15 protein-coding genes are annotated in these 14499 nt (G+C 65.8%); 9 read left to right on the forward strand and 6 right to left on the reverse strand.

Annotated features, from left to right (window positions below; translation table 11 throughout):
* Positions 1 to 38 precede the first annotated feature (38 nt).
* The 5 genes from BN2475_RS11225 (at position 39) to BN2475_RS11245 (ending at position 6922) form a co-directional block, all read left to right on the forward strand.
* A complete protein-coding gene (locus BN2475_RS11225; RefSeq protein WP_094779602.1) occupies positions 39 to 1499 on the forward strand; it encodes a 3-oxoacyl-ACP reductase in 1461 nt (486 codons plus the stop codon).
* Positions 1500 to 1501: 2 nt separating this feature from the next.
* Positions 1502 to 2470 (forward strand): MaoC/PaaZ C-terminal domain-containing protein, encoded by a 969-nt coding sequence (locus tag BN2475_RS11230; RefSeq protein ID WP_094779603.1) that lies wholly within the window; start codon positions 1502 to 1504, stop codon positions 2468 to 2470.
* Between the two features lie 168 nt (positions 2471 to 2638).
* Positions 2639 to 3940: an acetyl-CoA C-acetyltransferase gene (locus tag BN2475_RS11235; RefSeq protein WP_094779604.1), complete on the forward strand. Its 1302-nt coding sequence runs from the start codon at positions 2639 to 2641 to the stop codon at positions 3938 to 3940.
* Positions 3941 to 4051: 111 nt separating this feature from the next.
* The gene (locus tag BN2475_RS11240) at positions 4052 to 5872 is read left to right on the forward strand and encodes an AMP-binding protein (RefSeq protein ID WP_094779605.1); all 1821 of its coding nucleotides are present in this window, start codon (positions 4052 to 4054) and stop codon (positions 5870 to 5872) included.
* 90 nt (positions 5873 to 5962) lie between these two features.
* Positions 5963 to 6922: a DUF1571 domain-containing protein gene (locus BN2475_RS11245; protein ID WP_425435527.1), complete on the forward strand. Its 960-nt coding sequence runs from the start codon at positions 5963 to 5965 to the stop codon at positions 6920 to 6922.
* On the opposite strand, the gene BN2475_RS11250 is transcribed toward BN2475_RS11245, so the two are convergent.
* The 5 genes from BN2475_RS11250 to BN2475_RS34610 all read right to left on the reverse strand — a co-directional run bounded on the left by BN2475_RS11250 (position 6919) and on the right by BN2475_RS34610 (position 10689).
* The gene (locus tag BN2475_RS11250; protein ID WP_342744603.1) at positions 6919 to 7452 is read right to left on the reverse strand and encodes a hypothetical protein; all 534 of its coding nucleotides are present in this window, start codon (positions 7450 to 7452) and stop codon (positions 6919 to 6921) included. The two genes, BN2475_RS11245 and BN2475_RS11250, sit on opposite strands and share 4 nt — an antisense overlap.
* 37 nt (positions 7453 to 7489) lie before the next feature.
* On the reverse strand, positions 7490 to 9067 hold the full coding sequence (locus BN2475_RS11255) for an FAD-binding oxidoreductase (RefSeq protein ID WP_094779607.1): 1578 nt from the start codon (positions 9065 to 9067) through the stop codon (positions 7490 to 7492).
* Positions 9068 to 9130: 63 nt separating this feature from the next.
* A complete protein-coding gene (locus BN2475_RS11260) occupies positions 9131 to 9997 on the reverse strand; it encodes an anti-sigma factor family protein (protein WP_094779608.1) in 867 nt (288 codons plus the stop codon).
* On the reverse strand, positions 9994 to 10530 hold the full coding sequence (locus BN2475_RS11265; protein WP_094779609.1) for an RNA polymerase sigma factor: 537 nt from the start codon (positions 10528 to 10530) through the stop codon (positions 9994 to 9996). The genes BN2475_RS11260 and BN2475_RS11265 overlap by 4 nt, the downstream gene beginning before the upstream one ends.
* 15 nt (positions 10531 to 10545) lie before the next feature.
* Entirely contained in the window at positions 10546 to 10689 is a 144-nt protein-coding gene (locus BN2475_RS34610; RefSeq protein WP_162844469.1) for a hypothetical protein, read from the reverse strand.
* A gap of 353 nt (positions 10690 to 11042) precedes the next feature.
* Here BN2475_RS34610 and hfq point away from each other — a divergent pair, with 353 nt between their 5' ends.
* Together hfq and BN2475_RS11285 are read left to right on the forward strand one after the other, a co-directional pair.
* Complete coding sequence (gene hfq / locus BN2475_RS11275) at positions 11043 to 11540, forward strand: RNA chaperone Hfq (RefSeq protein ID WP_094779611.1); 498 nt, start codon at positions 11043 to 11045, stop codon at positions 11538 to 11540.
* 403 nt (positions 11541 to 11943) lie between these two features.
* Positions 11944 to 12135, forward strand: coding sequence for a hypothetical protein (locus tag BN2475_RS11285; protein ID WP_094779647.1), 192 nt, complete (start codon positions 11944 to 11946; stop codon positions 12133 to 12135).
* 410 nt (positions 12136 to 12545) lie between these two features.
* Here BN2475_RS11285 and BN2475_RS11290 read toward each other — a convergent pair whose 3' ends face one another.
* Positions 12546 to 13271 (reverse strand): DUF2968 domain-containing protein, encoded by a 726-nt coding sequence (locus BN2475_RS11290; protein WP_094779612.1) that lies wholly within the window; start codon positions 13269 to 13271, stop codon positions 12546 to 12548.
* 11 nt (positions 13272 to 13282) lie between these two features.
* On the opposite strand from BN2475_RS11290, the gene BN2475_RS36520 reads away from it, so the two are divergent.
* Together BN2475_RS36520 and BN2475_RS11300 are read left to right on the forward strand one after the other, a co-directional pair.
* On the forward strand, positions 13283 to 13756 hold the full coding sequence (locus tag BN2475_RS36520) for a hypothetical protein (protein WP_159444548.1): 474 nt from the start codon (positions 13283 to 13285) through the stop codon (positions 13754 to 13756).
* Between the two features lie 231 nt (positions 13757 to 13987).
* Complete coding sequence (locus tag BN2475_RS11300) at positions 13988 to 14470, forward strand: DUF2147 domain-containing protein (protein ID WP_094779614.1); 483 nt, start codon at positions 13988 to 13990, stop codon at positions 14468 to 14470.
* The last annotated feature ends 29 nt before the right edge of the window (positions 14471 to 14499 follow it).

Consider the following 14499-nt stretch of genomic DNA (forward strand, 5'->3'; position numbering starts at 1 on the left):
ACTTCCGGCGAGGCGCCTCCAGCGGAGCAACCAAGAAAATGAACGACTCCTATCTGAACTTCGTCAATTCGCCGTTCGGCGCGCGCTTCGTACGCGCGCTCGGGTTGCCGTCGCCGGAGGTGCTGCGCCGTTATCGCGCGGATCAGCCCGAGTTCGAGGGCCTCGTGGCGATCGGTGCAGGCCGCGCCCCGCATCTGCTCGATGCGCTCGCGAGCCTGGTGGTGAGCATCGGCGTCACCAGCGTCGCGCATGAGAGCGCGGGACTGTGGGTGCCGCTCGCCCAACGTCACGGTCTGATGACCGGGCGCTTCGAACCGGCGGAAGCCGGCTCGCCGGGCAAGCTCGCTGCACTGTTATTCGACGCGAGCGGTATCGAGGACAGCAGCCAGCTGCAACCGCTGCACGGCTTCTTTCACGATACGCTGCGCTCGCTCGGCAAATGCGGACGCATCGTCGTGCTAGGACGGCCGCCGCAAGCGTGCGCAAGCCCGCGCCAGTGGACCGCGCAGCGCGCGCTCGAAGGACTGACGCGTTCGCTCGGCAAGGAAGCGCGGCGCGGCATCACCGCGAATCTCGTGTATATCGCGCAAGGTGCGGAGCACGATATCGAAGCGACGTTGCGCTTCTTTCTGTCGCCGCGTTCGGCGTATGTGTCCGGGCAGGTGGTGACAATCGACACCAGCGCCGCTAGAGACACCAGCGACACCAGCAACACCCGCAACACCGGCAACGCCCGCCCCCTGACGACACCCGCGTTCGACTGGGCGCAGCCGCTCGCGGGCCGGCGCGCGGTCGTGACCGGCGCGGCGCGCGGGATCGGCGCGTCGATTGCGAGCGTGCTGGCCGCCGAAGGCGCGCACGTGATCGGCATCGATATCCCGTCGGCGCGCGACGCGCTCGACGCCACATTGCGTCAGCTGAACGGCACCGCGCTCGCGTTCGACATCGCCGCGCCAGAAGCCCCCGCGCAGATCGCCGCCGCGCTCGACGAACAGGGCGTGGACATCATCGTGCACAACGCCGGCATCACGAAAGACAAGACCATCGCGAAGATGACCGACGCCATGTGGCAAAGCGTCATTGACATCAATCTGGGCGCGCAGGAACGGATCGACGACGCGTTGCTCGGCGCCGGCATCCTGCGCGACGGTGGCCGCATCATCGCGGTGTCGTCGATCAGCGGCATTGCGGGCAACCGTGGCCAGACCAATTACGCGACATCGAAGGCCGGCGTGATCGGCCGCGTGCAGAGCATGGCGCCGCATCTGCAAGCGCGCGGCATCACGATCAACGCGGTCGCGCCCGGCTTCATCGAAACGCAGATGACCGCGAAGATCCCGCTGACCCTGCGCGAAGCGGGCCGCCGCATGAACTCGATGAGCCAGGGCGGCCAACCGGTCGACGTCGCGCAGACCATCGCGTGGCTCGCGCATCCGGGGTCGGGCGGCATCAGCGGCCAGGTGGTACGCGTGTGCGGACAAAGCCTGATCGGAGCATGAGCATGGGTGAACCGGGTGATCCGTTCGGGGACGGTCGCGCATCAGGCCCGGCGCGGCCCGACGCGAGCCGGTTTGGCGCGACGCGGCCGAAGACCGTCGTCGTCGATCGCTTGCCCGCGCCGGCGAAACTCTACGCACGCGCGCTGTCGGGCATCGTCAAGCGCGGGCGTGATACGCATCTGCCGCATCTGCCGCATCTGCCGCCGCTGCGCCTCGTGCGCCCCGCGGTCGCGCTCGATCCGGGTCCGATCTGGCGTTACGCACGCGTGTGTGGCTTCATTCCCGAGCACGGCGTGCCGCTCACGTATCCGCACCTGCTGGCGTTTCCGCTGCATCTGCTGATGCTGACCGACCCGGCGTTTCCGTGGCCGGCGCTCGGCCTCCTGCATCTGGCCAACCATGTGCGTCTGCGCCGGCCGCTTACGTACAAGGACATGCTGCGCGTCGAAGTGGAATTCGGCGCGCTGCTGCATCACGACAAAGGCCAGGCGTTCGTGCTGCATACCCGCATGTACCGGCGCGGCGAGGCGGTGTGGGACGGCGACAGCGTCTATCTGAAACGCGCCGTGCCGGCGAGCGGCAGTCCGCTCGCTCCACTCGAGCCCGCGCCGGCCGCCCTGCAGCGCGTCGCGCGCTGGCAACTCGCGCCGCAACTGGGCCGCGACTATGCGAGCGTGTCCGGCGACTACAACCCGATCCACCTCAGCGCGTTGTCTGCCAAGGCGTTCGGCTTTCCGCGTGCGATCGCGCACGGCATGTGGACGCTGGCGCGCGCCACCTCCGCGCTGCAACCGCCGAAGCCGCTGGCCGAAGCCACGCTCAGCGCGGAATTCAAGCTGCCGCTGCTGTTGCCGGGTGAAGCGTCGTTGTGGAGCGCGGCGCCGTCGCTGATCGAACGCGACATCGAGGTGCGCGATATCGCCGGCGAAAAGCCGCATCTGCGCGCCCGCATGCAGTGGCGGCTGCAATGACGCGCGCCCGCCGGTCGCATCGCGGAATGGAATTGAAGCGGTGCGCAAATCGTTGTTGCATTGGGGCGGGTGATTGGCCATCGCCCGAACCGCATCGGCCGCACCGTTCATGCCATTCGCACCACTCAATAACCAGGGAAACCAGGGAACGACCCGAAGGAGCCGAGCATGTCCAACCCGCTACCCGCCGTGCGCCGCGTCGCCATCGTCGGGGGTAACCGGATTCCGTTTGCCCGCTCGAATACCGCCTACGCGACCGCGTCGAATCAGGACATGCTGAGCTTCACGCTGCAAGGCCTGATCGACCGCTACGACCTGCATGGCGAACGTCTGGGCGAAGTCGCCGCCGGCGCCGTGATCAAGCATTCGCGCGATTTCAATCTGACGCGCGAAGCCGTGCTGTCCACCACGCTCGCAAAGCAAACGCCCGCGTACGACGTGCAACAGGCGTGCGGCACCGGACTCGAAGCGGCCATCCTCGTCGCCAACAAGATCGCGCTCGGGCAGATCGAGGCGGGCATCGCGGGCGGCGTCGACTCCACATCCGATGCGCCAATCGGCGTCAACGAGCAGATGCGCCGGATCCTGCTCGAAGCGAACCGCAGCCGCAGCACAGGACAGCGCGTCGGCGCGCTGGCCAAGCTGCGGCCCGGCATGCTCTTCAAGCCGCTGCTGCCGCGCAACAGCGAACCCCGCACCGGGCTGTCGATGGGCGAGCATTGCGAGCTGATGGCCAAACGCTGGAACATCTCGCGCGAGGCGCAGGACGTGCTCGCGTACGACAGCCATCGCAAGCTTGCCGATGCGTACGCACGCGGCTTCGTCAACGATCTGATGACGCCGTACCGGGGACTCGCACGCGACAACAATCTGCGCGCCGATCTGACGCTCGAAAAGCTCGCCAGCCTCAAGCCCGCGTTCGACCGCGACGCCGGCACGCTGACCGCCGGCAACTCGACACCGCTCACCGACGGCGCGTCGGCCGTGCTGCTCGCGAGCGACGCGTGGGCCGATCGGCACGGGCTGCCGGTGCTCGCGTCTCTGAGTTGGTCGGAGACTGCCGCCGTCGACTTTTTCGACCAGAAGGAAGGCCTGTTGATGGCGCCCGCGTATGCCGTGCCGCGCATGCTGGCGCGCGCCGGCCTCACGTTGCAGGACTTCGATCGCTACGAAATCCACGAAGCGTTCGCAGCCCAGGTGTTGTGCACGCTCGCGGCGTGGCAGGATGACGAGTATTGCCGCACGCAACTCGGCTTGCCGGGCCCGCTCGGCGCGATCGATCGGACCAGAATGAACGTGAACGGCGGCTCGCTCGCCACCGGTCATCCGTTCGCGGCGACTGGCGGGCGTATCGTCGCCAGCCTCGCGAAGATGCTCGCGCAACTCGACAAGCCGGCCGGCACCGCACGCGGGCTGATTTCGATCTGCGCGGCGGGCGGCCAGGGGGTGGTCGCGATACTGGAACGGTGAGCGGCGCGGCACCCTGCCGTGCGCGGCCACCATGCACGCCTGGTTCGCTTCGAGCACTGGCCGCAACACCGGCACACAATTAGATGAAGCCACGGCTTCAGGAGATGACCGATGACTCAACCTACTCAAGCCCCGCTCCCGCACGCTGTCGGGTCCACGGCAACGGCGCACGACGCGGCCACGCCAGCGCCGGCCTCGCTGCCAACCGCCGCGCCCAAGCCCGCGCCCAACACCGACGGCATCTGGTATGCGTCCTATCCGGCAGACGTGCCGCATGACATCGACGTCACGCAGTACGAGTCGATCGTGCAGTTCTTCGACGAATGCGTCGCGCAGTTCCGCGAGCGGGTCGCGTATGTGAGCGTCGGCGCGAACCTGACGTACGGCGAACTGGGCCGCAAGGCGACCGCGTTCGGCGCGTATCTGCAGAGCATCGGGGTGAAGCCGGGCGAGCGCGTCGCGATCATGCTGCCGAACACGTTCCAGTATCCGGTGTCGCTGTTCGGCGTGCTGAAAGCCGGCGCCGTGGTGGTCAACGTGAATCCGCTCTATACGGTGCGCGAGCTCGCGTATCAGCTCAAGGACAGCGGCGCGCAAACCATCGTCGTGTTCGAGAACTTCGCAAAGACCGTCGAAGATGCGCTGCCGGGCACCCGGGTGCGCAACGTCATCGTCACGGGTCTCGGCGATCTGCTCGCCGGCGGCCTGAATCTGAAGGGACGTCTGCTCAATTTCATGCTGCGGCACGTGAAGAAGATGGTGCCGGCGTACCGGCTGCCGCAGGCGGTGCCGCTCCTCGACGCGCTCGCGATCGGCTATGCGCAGCCGCTCACGCCGGTGCGCGCCACCCACGAAGGCATCGCTTTTCTGCAGTACACCGGCGGCACCACCGGGGTCGCGAAAGGCGCGATGCTCACGCACAGGAACATGATCGCCAATCTGCTGCAGGCGAAGGTGTGGTCCGCGGGCCAGCTCGGCAGCGGCAGCGAAACGGTCCTCACGCCGCTGCCGCTCTATCACATCTATGCGCTGACCGTGAACGCGCTGATCTTCATGGGTCTGGGCGGACGCAACATCCTGATCGCCAATCCGCGCGACATGAAGCGCGTGATGATGATCATCCGTCACGAGACGTTCACCGCGATGACCGCGGTCAACACGCTCTACAACGCGTTCCTCGAAAACGAAGAATTCCGCAAGCGCGACTTCTCGAACCTGAAGCTCGCGATGGCGGGCGGCATGGCCACGCAGAAGTCGGTGGCCGAGCGCTTCAAGGCCCTCACCGGCAAGCCGATCATCGAAGGTTATGGGCTGACCGAGTGCTCGCCGATCGTGTCGATGAATCCGGTCGACGTGAACAATCTGCGCGACTTCGAAGGATCGATCGGCCTGCCCGCGCCATCCACCCACGTGCGTTTCAGGAAGGACGACGGCAGCTGGGCGAACATCGGCGAAGCGGGCGAACTGTGCGTAAAGGGCCCGCAGGTGATGAAAGGCTACTGGAACCGCCCGGAAGAGACCGCCAGGGTGATCGACGACGACGGCTGGCTCGCCACCGGCGACATCGGCGTGATGGACTCGCGCGGCTTCATCCGTTTGATCGACCGGAAGAAGGACATGATCCTGGTGTCGGGCTTCAACGTCTATCCGAACGAAGTCGAAGACGTGATCGCCGCGCATCCCGATGTGCGCGAGGTGGCCGCCATCGGCGTGCCTGACGCCGTGCAAGGCGAACGCGTGAAGGTGTTCGTCGTCAAACGCAGTGCGTCGCTGACTGCGGAACAGGTGATCGCCCATTGCCGCAAAAATCTGACGGGCTACAAGGTGCCCAAGCTCGTCGAGTTCCGCGACGAGCTGCCGCAAACCAACGTCGGCAAGATTCTGCGCCGCGCGCTGCGCGACGAGGAGCTCGCGAAGCAAGGGCCTGCCTGACAGTCAATGCAGGCAATGCGCTTCGCGCCACCTTCGGAGAGACTCATGAAGCACCGGATGTTCGCCCGCTCGTGTGGTCCATCGGCCTTCATGCGCGCAGTGCACGTGTGGGTGCACTGCGCCACGTCATCGCGCGGGACGGCCTCACGCGCGCTGCCAGCCGTTGCACTGCTCGCGGGCGCGGCGCTTGTCGCAATGCCCACGGCATCCGCGCAGAGCGACGACCCGCCGCCCCCGCTCGATAGCGTCATCGCCGTCAAAGCGCCGGCCACGCCGCCGTCGCGGGTCGGCAGGCTGACGCTGGATCAGCAGGTCAAATGGCTGCGCGCCGCGCAACAGAGCGGCGCGCTCGAAAAGCTCGACGACGCGCAACTCGTCGCGCTGTTCCAGGCGCTCGATCCGCTGGCGGTGCCGCGCTACATCAAGGAAGGACCGAACGGCTACGCGTCATATGAATTCACGATGTCGCGCTCCGAACGCATTCGCGGCCAGTGGCCCAACCAGCCCGATCACATGCTGGTGCGGCTCGCACGCAACCCGCTGCGCATCTACGCGAAATGGCTGCCCGATGGCGCGCATGCGGGCCAGGAAGTCATCTACGATGAGTCCAAACGCACCGACGAGATGTACGGCCATCTCGGCGGCATCATGAACGTGATGCCGTTGTGGGCTTCACTGGACGGTGCGCTCGCCCGCTCGCAATCGAACCATCAGGTGCGCGACCTGGGCATCGAGTACATCGCCAGCCAGTACCTCAGCGAGGGCCAGAAATACAGCGAGACCGGCTTGCCGCGTTCGATCCAGCTGGACGTCAAAACGATCGACGGCGTGCGCGTGGTGGCCTTCACGTTCGAATCGCCAATTGGGCAGCCACGGTTCTACGCGAAGAAGGAAACGCTGGGGCTCGATCTGCGGCATCCGTACTTCCGCACCGTCGAGTCTTACGACAACGACGGCAAGCTGTTCGAGCGGATCGTCTTCGAAACCATCACGCCGAAGACGTTCGACGATTCGACCTTCGATCCTAAGAACAAGGCGTACAGTTTCTAGCGCCAGCGCCGGACTGCAACGACCGGCGCGGTGGCGCCCGGCGTAAAGGCATTCGACGCAAAGGCGTCCGGCGTACAGGAATCCGGCGCAGCGGTGTGCGGCACAAAGGCATTCGGCGCAGCAGCGCCCGGCGTAAATGCGAACGCCACGTGAGCATGCCGCCCGGCTGGCCCGGCAGGTTGCGCATGATAGTGGGCGACCCGATACCCCGCGCGCATGGCGAGTTCACTGAGGACGAAGTAATCGGACGCTCGCGTCACGCCGATCAGCGAAGCGGGCCTCGGCGCGCTTGTCCCCCCGAGAAGCGGCGCGAGTGTCGTGTACCAGAGCGCGCCGATGTCGTCGCCGGTGTCGAAGGTAGGCAGTTTCAGGTTCGCGGCATAACACACGAACGACGGTCCGCAGGCCAGCGTCGAGTCGACGATCGCCAGCGTGTTGCGCTGGGTCGCGGCGCGCGCAAGCCATGGCCACGCGCCGCCTGCCGCGCCCGCCAGCCACGCGCCGGTGATCATGAAAGTGCGTCGGTCCATGAACGGCTCCCCTCGCTACGCGACAAGTCGAACGCGCTCATGTGTAGCCGCGCCGGTCGCGCCATGCGGCCGGCCAGATGCCCTGCTTGCCCGGCGCGAGAATACCGTTCGGGTCGAGCGCGTCCTTGATCGTTTCCGACAGCCGCAGCAGCGCGCCGTCGTTAAAGCTGTACTGGGCCGCGGCGAAATCCATGTACGCGAGATGCGCGCGATATTCGCCGTAACCCGCCGCCCGTGCATCGCTCATCAGCGAGCGCAACAATTCGCCGGCCAGTTCGACCTGGTTAGCGTCGTCACGGTCGAAGATCACCGCGAAAATGTGATGCAGATGCCGTACGCCCGCCGTGAAGCCGCCGTAGTAGTCGAAGCCGTATTCCGCGGCGCGCGCCTTCACCATCGTGTATTGACGCAACGCGTCGCGTCCGGTCGCCGGACACACTGGCGAGAAGTCCACGTGCGCGCCCGCACCGCCGCGCCAGTCGAGCATCCGGAACGCGCTCATCGCGGGAATCCCGGCGAGGTTGCGATCGCCGCCCCCCGTGGGCTGCGCATCGCCCGCATAACGCGCGGCCGATAGTCTCGCCTGTGGCACGCGTGCGAAAGCACGCTGCACGATCGCATAGCGCGCGTCGATCAGCTCGGGCGTGCCGTACAGCGCGAAATGCAGATTCCAGCGGCCGACGTCCAGCTTCGCGAGCATCGCGGCGAGCGCGCTCTCCGGCATCGCGCCCGTGCCTTCATACCACTGCTGACGCGCCGACAAGCCCGCCGCCCGGCGCAAGCCGCCTTCGATCACCGCGTGGTTGCGGATCGTCTCATCGAGCCGCAGCGGCCGCAGAATGTCGACGATCGTTTCGAGATCGGCCTCGTGACGAAACTGGATTTCACCGAGCAGATACGCGGGCGGCGCGGGCATCAGCCAGACGCCCAGCTTGGTGACGATGCCGTAGTTCGACTGCATGAACATCGCATCGAACGAAGGGCCATAGCCGGGCTGATACAACTGCCACGCGGTGCCGATTTCGATGCCGCCCATCCCGGTGCGCAGCACGTCGCCGTTGGCCAGCACCACCTCCATGCCGCACTGGGTCGCCGCATGATCGCCGTAGGCGGTGTAGCCGAAGCCGCGTTCGAGCGTATTGCCAACCACGCTGCCCCAACCCGCCGCGGGCGGATCGACCCACAGCTTATAGCCGTTGTCGCGCAGATGCGCGTACAGGTCGAAGTAGCTGACGCCCGGCTCGACCAGCGCGTAGGCGAGCGTCTCGTTCACTTCGATGATGCGGTTCATCCGTTGCAGATCGAGCACGACCGATCCGGCGAGCCGCGGCGCTGCGCCGCCGTACGCGAAGTTGCGTCCGGTCGAGACGGTCCACAACGGAATGCGATATTGGTTGGCGATGCGCAGCACCGCGCGGATCTCATCGACCGATGCGGGCAACAGCGCGGCGCTCGCCGAAAACGCCGCGCGTTCGCCAGGCGCGAACGGATCGAGATACGCCGCGAGGCCAGCCGCTGAAGTCACCACATGCGAGTCGCCGACGACCGCGCGCCAACCAGCGAGCGCGCGGTCGAACTGGGCGGCGGAAAGTTTGGGCGGGAGCGTTGGGGGCAAGGCGTTTCCTCGACGCAGGCAGCCGCCTTGACGCGGGCAGCCGGTTAGTCAGTGCGTGCGTGACTACTGCCACGCCTCGGGCTTCCCCCCCAGCGCGCTGCACACTTCGATCGCGATCGAGCGCAGCTTGCCTTCCGCGATCGGCCCGGACAATGCGTAGCCCATGCCGTCGCTGACCCAGTAGAAGGTGCGCCGGTTGCCGTCGCGCAACAGGCGAAACGCGGTTTCGTCGCGCGCAGCGCCGGCAACGTAGAGCGTGAGGCGCGCCCCGCTGGGGTTCTCATACATGAACTGCGCGGCCGGTCCCGCCTCGCCGGGCAACAGCCGCCCGCCCACCAGCGAGTAGCCGTATTCCTGCAACGACGGCACCGAGAGCGGCCGGTTCAGTCGTTTGGACAGCCAGTTGACCAGATGTTCCTCTTCGCTCGCCGCGACTTCAACCGGGTGACGCCGTTCCGGCGTGTACACCGCATACGCGACGTCGGCACGCTGCGCGAAGGCCGGCGGCTGGCCGCCGAGGCCGCCCCACACGCCGCCCGTCAGACGCGGCGCCAGCGGCCCGAGGGCCAGCGCAAGCCCCGTGCCGGCCGCGAGCCAGCATGCCGCGATGCCGACACGCTGCCACCACGGCGGGCTCCGGCGTATCACGATCACCGCGGGCTCGTCGGCGCGCTCGCTCGGGTCGGGCTCATGATCGGGCTCATGGTCGGGCTGATGAGCTGCGTCGCGCGGCGACACGCCGCACAGCGCGCGCAGCGCGGCTTTCTGCGCGCGCCACGCGGCCACTCTCGCGGCGGCCTGCGGATGCTGCTTCAGTTGCGCGTCGATCGCGGCGCGCTGCACGTGCGGCAACTCGCCGTCCACGAACGCCGACAGCACTCGCAGATCGAGCCCCTCGGGCAAGCTGAAGTCGAAGTCCTCGTTGTTCATTGCTGATTTCTCACCACTTTCAACGGCGGGGCGGCCTTGCGCGCCGTCCCCTGAACCGGTCCTTCCGTCAATAACACACGCATATGCTCACGCGCGCGCGACAGCCTCGACATCACCGTGCCGATCGGCACGCCGAGCGCACGCGACGCCTCCTGATAGGACAGCTCCTCCACGCACACCAGCAGCAGCACTTCGCGCTGCTCGACCGGCAGGCAATACAGCGCGCGCTGCACATCGCGCAGCACCAGGCCGTCGACGTCGCCTTGCGGCGCTTCGAGATTGCGCCACGGCGCGCTTTCGTCATCGACGGCAACCTCGCGGCGGCCGCGCAACTGATCGATATACAGATGCCGCAGGATCGTCAGCAGCCACGCGCGCAGATTGCTGTTCGGCCGGAACGCCGACCAGTGCGCAAGCGCCCGCTCCGCCGTATCCTGCACCAGATCGTCGGCCCAGGCGCGGTCGCCCGTCAGTGCGCGCGCATAGCGGCGCAACTGCGGGAGCCACGCGATCACTTCCGCTTCGAATTTCACCCGACGCGCGAAAGCTCAGTAACCACCGCCGCCACCGCTGCTGCCACTCGTGCCCGATGCGCTGTTATCGGCCGTGGACGTGCAGGCGCTGGTCGCTAGCGAACCGAACGCCAGCGCCAGCAGCACGAAGACGGCGGACAGAATACGGGATGCTTTCATGGTGAGAGTCTCCTGATGGACATCCGGCACGAAACGCGGGCCGGACAATGCAATCGGCCACGCGCGAAATGCGGTGCCGCCATGCATGACTTAACGCGAGCACAGCGTGATTTATTCCACGCGGGTCGGGCCCCTATCCTTTTCCGCCACCCCACGCCGGGGAAAGCCTGGCCCGGGCGGCAGATCACGCCATTGCCCAGCAGATTCGTAACTCAACGTTACAGTCAAGCGTAATCAGATGCTTATGTGCCGACAAGCCGTTATAGTGGACGCAGTTTGCCCGCCGACGCGTTCGCCCCCCCAACACAGGGTAGAATCGGGGCGAACCACCGTATTTCTAACCTGAATTGTCCATGGCTTCCGCAGAATCGCACCCGCAAAACGACTTCATGAACGCTGCGCGCAAAGAACGAAAGCGCGTCGAGATCTACCTTGTCAACGGCATTCGCCTGACCGGGTGCATCGAGTCGTTCGATCAGTACCTGGTGATGCTGCGCACGCCGGTCGGCCTGCAAGGCATCTACAAGCGCGCGATCTCCACGATCCAGCTCGACACCGGCACGCGACCGGCGCCGCGCACGGGACGCCCGTCGCATGGCGAGCACACCACGCGTGGCCCGCACGGCTCGCGTGAACCGCGCGATCATCGTGAGCCACGCGAGCCGCGTGAGTCGTATGGCGCGGGGGCGCCCGACCGCCCTTCGCCGGAGCGCAACAGCGGCACGTCCGACGGTCCAGTAGTCGTGACGCGCCGCCGGCGTCTGTTCGGCACGGGCGGCGGCGATGGTGGCAATCACGGCGGCCATGGCAACGCCGGCGGCACGAGCGGCAACGGCAACGGCAACGAATAGGCGGCCGCCACGGCGCTCGGCTAGTCCGCGGGATGGCCGGGCCGCCACAACATCTTCTCCCGCTGCATCACCTGCTGCTCCGTCAGCTCGAATCCACGCTTGAGCGCCAGCACGCGACGTCGCCAGTCCCGGACGTCTCTAGCATGCGCAGCGCCGGTTGCTCTGTCACTCACTCCAGATGGTCCAGTTCGGCTTGCACGACGTGCAACGCGTTCAGGCGTTGCGCGTGCAGGGCTTTTCCGGTCCATGTTGTTCCGCTCGCGGACCGCGCCTAATGTGGCTCGCGAGCCTGCACGTTTGAACAAACGGTGGCGGCGCCAGAGCCTGGGCTCGTCGGTCGATACTCGCCGTGGCCCATGATGGGCTATGCTGAATAATCGACTCTCTCCTGATGGAGCACGTCATGGCCAGCAAGAAGCATCCCGCATCTCGTCCCGTGCAAGCGCGGCCGCCGGTCGGGGCCAGCGAAAGCCGTCTCGACGAAGCATTGATGGAAAGCTTTCCCGCCAGCGATCCGATCGCCGTCGACATGACGGATCCACATCATGCGTCGGAGAAAGGGACGCCGGTTTCCAAACACAAAACGCGACATTGATGCCAGGTTCGACCAATCTGGCGGTGGCAATGCGAAGGTCGTCGCGATTTGCGACTGTCTTGCCTCGCGCAGCGCCGAACCGGGAACAGATAGGATAGAAATAGCCTGCTCGCGAAGTCGCGAAGCCAGACCGCGGCCAAACGCAGCGCGTGCAGAGGGTTGCCGAGAAGAATGGCAGCAGCCACTGCCCCGGTTGGCGAACAGCCAACGGCCGCCCGCGACAGCAGCAGACATTGCGGAGACTGCCTGCCACGACAGCAGCAGACATTGAGCGCCCGCCCTGCCGCGAAGGCGCAGGCGCAGGCGCCGCTAGCACGCCGTCGTGCGGACGAACAACCGGGTGACGATGGACAGAGCGGCGCTTCCATCGCACCGCTACCCCTCACGCGCCAGTTTTCACACCATCGCGCTCAATGCGACGGCAGGCCACTTTCCAGCTGACGCTGAAGCTCGCGCACCTGACGCTGCGCGACGCGCAACTGGTCTTGCGCGGCCAGCTTCTGCTGCGCAAGCGCGGTTGCTTCAGCACGCTTCTCCTGCTGCTGGCTCGCGACGATGCTCTGCTGCTGACGCGCGACGTCGAGGTCGGCCTGCAGGCGGCTCGCACGATCCTGCGACAACGCGATCATGCGTTGCGTGAACGCCTTCTGCGCCTCGAGCTGGGTGCGGCGAATTTCGACCTCCGACAGTTGCAGCGTCTGACGTACGAAATCCTTGTAGATCATATCGGCACGCGTGGCGTCCTGCGTCTTGATCACGCGCCAGAAATTCTTCTGCTGGAACAGCGCCACGTAGTAGGTCATTTCCTTGCCGTAGAACAGCAGGCTTGCCCCGTAACTGCCGTTGTATGTGGTGCGCAATTCGCTCAGATCCGACCCACGGATCATCTGCTGCAATTCCGCAACATTGCCGCTGGCGGATTGCCTGTTTTCATCAGGCGTTAGTGCCGTGGTCTCCGCCTGTCCGGTCTGCGCAGTCTGCGCGGTAGCCGGCAGCGTCGTGGTCGTGGCTGGCTGGGCAATGACGGCCGCGCTGGCGCCAGTGTCCTGCAGAGCCTGAGCATTCACCCCGTGCCCGGCTCCCGATACGATGAATGCGGCCAGGGCTATCTGTCGTAGCTTCGACTTTCGGTCCATGTAATTCCTGCTTGAACAGTTTTTGTTTTAATACAAACGGCTCATTATTACTCACTTTCGCGAGTTTCGGGCTCTTCGTCAAAAATTTGCTACTTGCACATTTTTTCCCGCAAAACTCTGCGGCTGATACTCAGGCAGAGCATCGTATCCTGGCAGCGCCAACGGTTTGCATCGAGCGCAGCGAGCACGTGGTTTGCGCTCCGCCCTGTCGCGTTTTCCCGTTTTCCGGTTTGCCCGTTTGCTACGACCCGCCAGCAATCCGGCAGCGCTCTGCGCGAGCATTGGTTGACCGGTGCGCGCCAGGCTGCGCGCAACCTGCCTGGCTCGACCTTCACCCATCTGGCGTCGAGCAATTTCATGAAGAGCGGCGCGAGCTTGCGCAGACCAACAAGCGGCCGATGAAGACCGGCACCGCGGTCTCGCACATGGGCCAGTACAGCGCCGTGTCGCTGCCGACCAACGCAGCAGAACTTGATGATCCGTGAACGTGCGGGTCGGTCGGATTAGAGAGGCCACTATTGGACGGCGCGCGCGCATTCACGTATTCTGCGCGGACCATGCACGCGGCGCCGCGTACGTATGCAGATCGCAAGCCGAAGTCGCACCTGCTGGACACTACCAGGCATCACGGCGGCCGGTTCCTGAAGACCACCATCCAAGATGCCCATCACGCCGCGCGACCACGATCGCGCCGTCTTTGATCAAGGAGGAAGACAATGACGCAATTCACTCAACGCGCCCGCTCGATCACGCTTCGTACCGTCAAGCAGGTTGCGCTCGCCGGCGTATTGCTCGCAAGCGCTGTCGCGGTCATCGCGCAGACCAACACGCCGGTCGGCACATGGCAAACCATTGACGATCACACCGGCCAGCCCAAAGCGCTCGTGCAGATCACCGAGGATGGCAGCGGCCAGCTGAGCGGCAAGGTGATCAAGGGTCTCGCTGCGAACGGCCAGCCAAATCGCTGCACGGCTTGCACCGACGAACGCAAGGATCGGCCGATTCTCGGCATGACGATCATCAGCGGCATGAAGAAGGATGGTGACGGCTGGGATCAGGGGCAAATCCTCGACCCGGAAAACGGCAAGGTCTACAAGTGCAAGATGCACCTGGAAGATGATGGGAACAAGCTGGTGGTGCGCGGCTATATCGGCGTGGCGCTACTCGGCCGCTCGCAGACGTGGGTTCGTCAGCAGTAGTGCATGCTGTGTTGTGGCCGCAGACCGAT

The organism is Paraburkholderia ribeironis, from assembly GCF_900019265.1.
Classification (GTDB): domain Bacteria; phylum Pseudomonadota; class Gammaproteobacteria; order Burkholderiales; family Burkholderiaceae; genus Paraburkholderia; species Paraburkholderia ribeironis.

Excerpts from the sequence above, each read along its gene's own strand:
- BN2475_RS11240 (WP_094779605.1), top strand. The coding sequence starts at position 4,052 with ATGACTCAACCTACTCAAGCCCCGCTCCCGCACGCTGTCGGGTCCACG.
- BN2475_RS11250 (WP_342744603.1), bottom strand. The coding sequence starts at position 7,452 with ATGGACCGACGCACTTTCATGATCACCGGCGCGTGGCTGGCGGGCGCG.
- BN2475_RS11285 (WP_094779647.1), top strand. The coding sequence starts at position 11,944 with ATGGCCAGCAAGAAGCATCCCGCATCTCGTCCCGTGCAAGCGCGGCCG.
- BN2475_RS11260 (WP_094779608.1), bottom strand. The coding sequence starts at position 9,997 with ATGAACAACGAGGACTTCGACTTCAGCTTGCCCGAGGGGCTCGATCTG.
- hfq (WP_094779611.1), top strand. The coding sequence starts at position 11,043 with ATGGCTTCCGCAGAATCGCACCCGCAAAACGACTTCATGAACGCTGCG.
- BN2475_RS11230 (WP_094779603.1), top strand. The coding sequence starts at position 1,502 with ATGGGTGAACCGGGTGATCCGTTCGGGGACGGTCGCGCATCAGGCCCG.
- BN2475_RS11235 (WP_094779604.1), top strand. The coding sequence starts at position 2,639 with ATGTCCAACCCGCTACCCGCCGTGCGCCGCGTCGCCATCGTCGGGGGT.
- BN2475_RS11290 (WP_094779612.1), bottom strand. The coding sequence starts at position 13,271 with ATGGACCGAAAGTCGAAGCTACGACAGATAGCCCTGGCCGCATTCATC.
- BN2475_RS34610 (WP_162844469.1), bottom strand. The coding sequence starts at position 10,689 with ATGAAAGCATCCCGTATTCTGTCCGCCGTCTTCGTGCTGCTGGCGCTG.
- BN2475_RS11245 (WP_425435527.1), top strand. The coding sequence starts at position 5,963 with ATGCGCGCAGTGCACGTGTGGGTGCACTGCGCCACGTCATCGCGCGGG.
- BN2475_RS11225 (WP_094779602.1), top strand. The coding sequence starts at position 39 with ATGAACGACTCCTATCTGAACTTCGTCAATTCGCCGTTCGGCGCGCGC.
- BN2475_RS11300 (WP_094779614.1), top strand. The coding sequence starts at position 13,988 with ATGACGCAATTCACTCAACGCGCCCGCTCGATCACGCTTCGTACCGTC.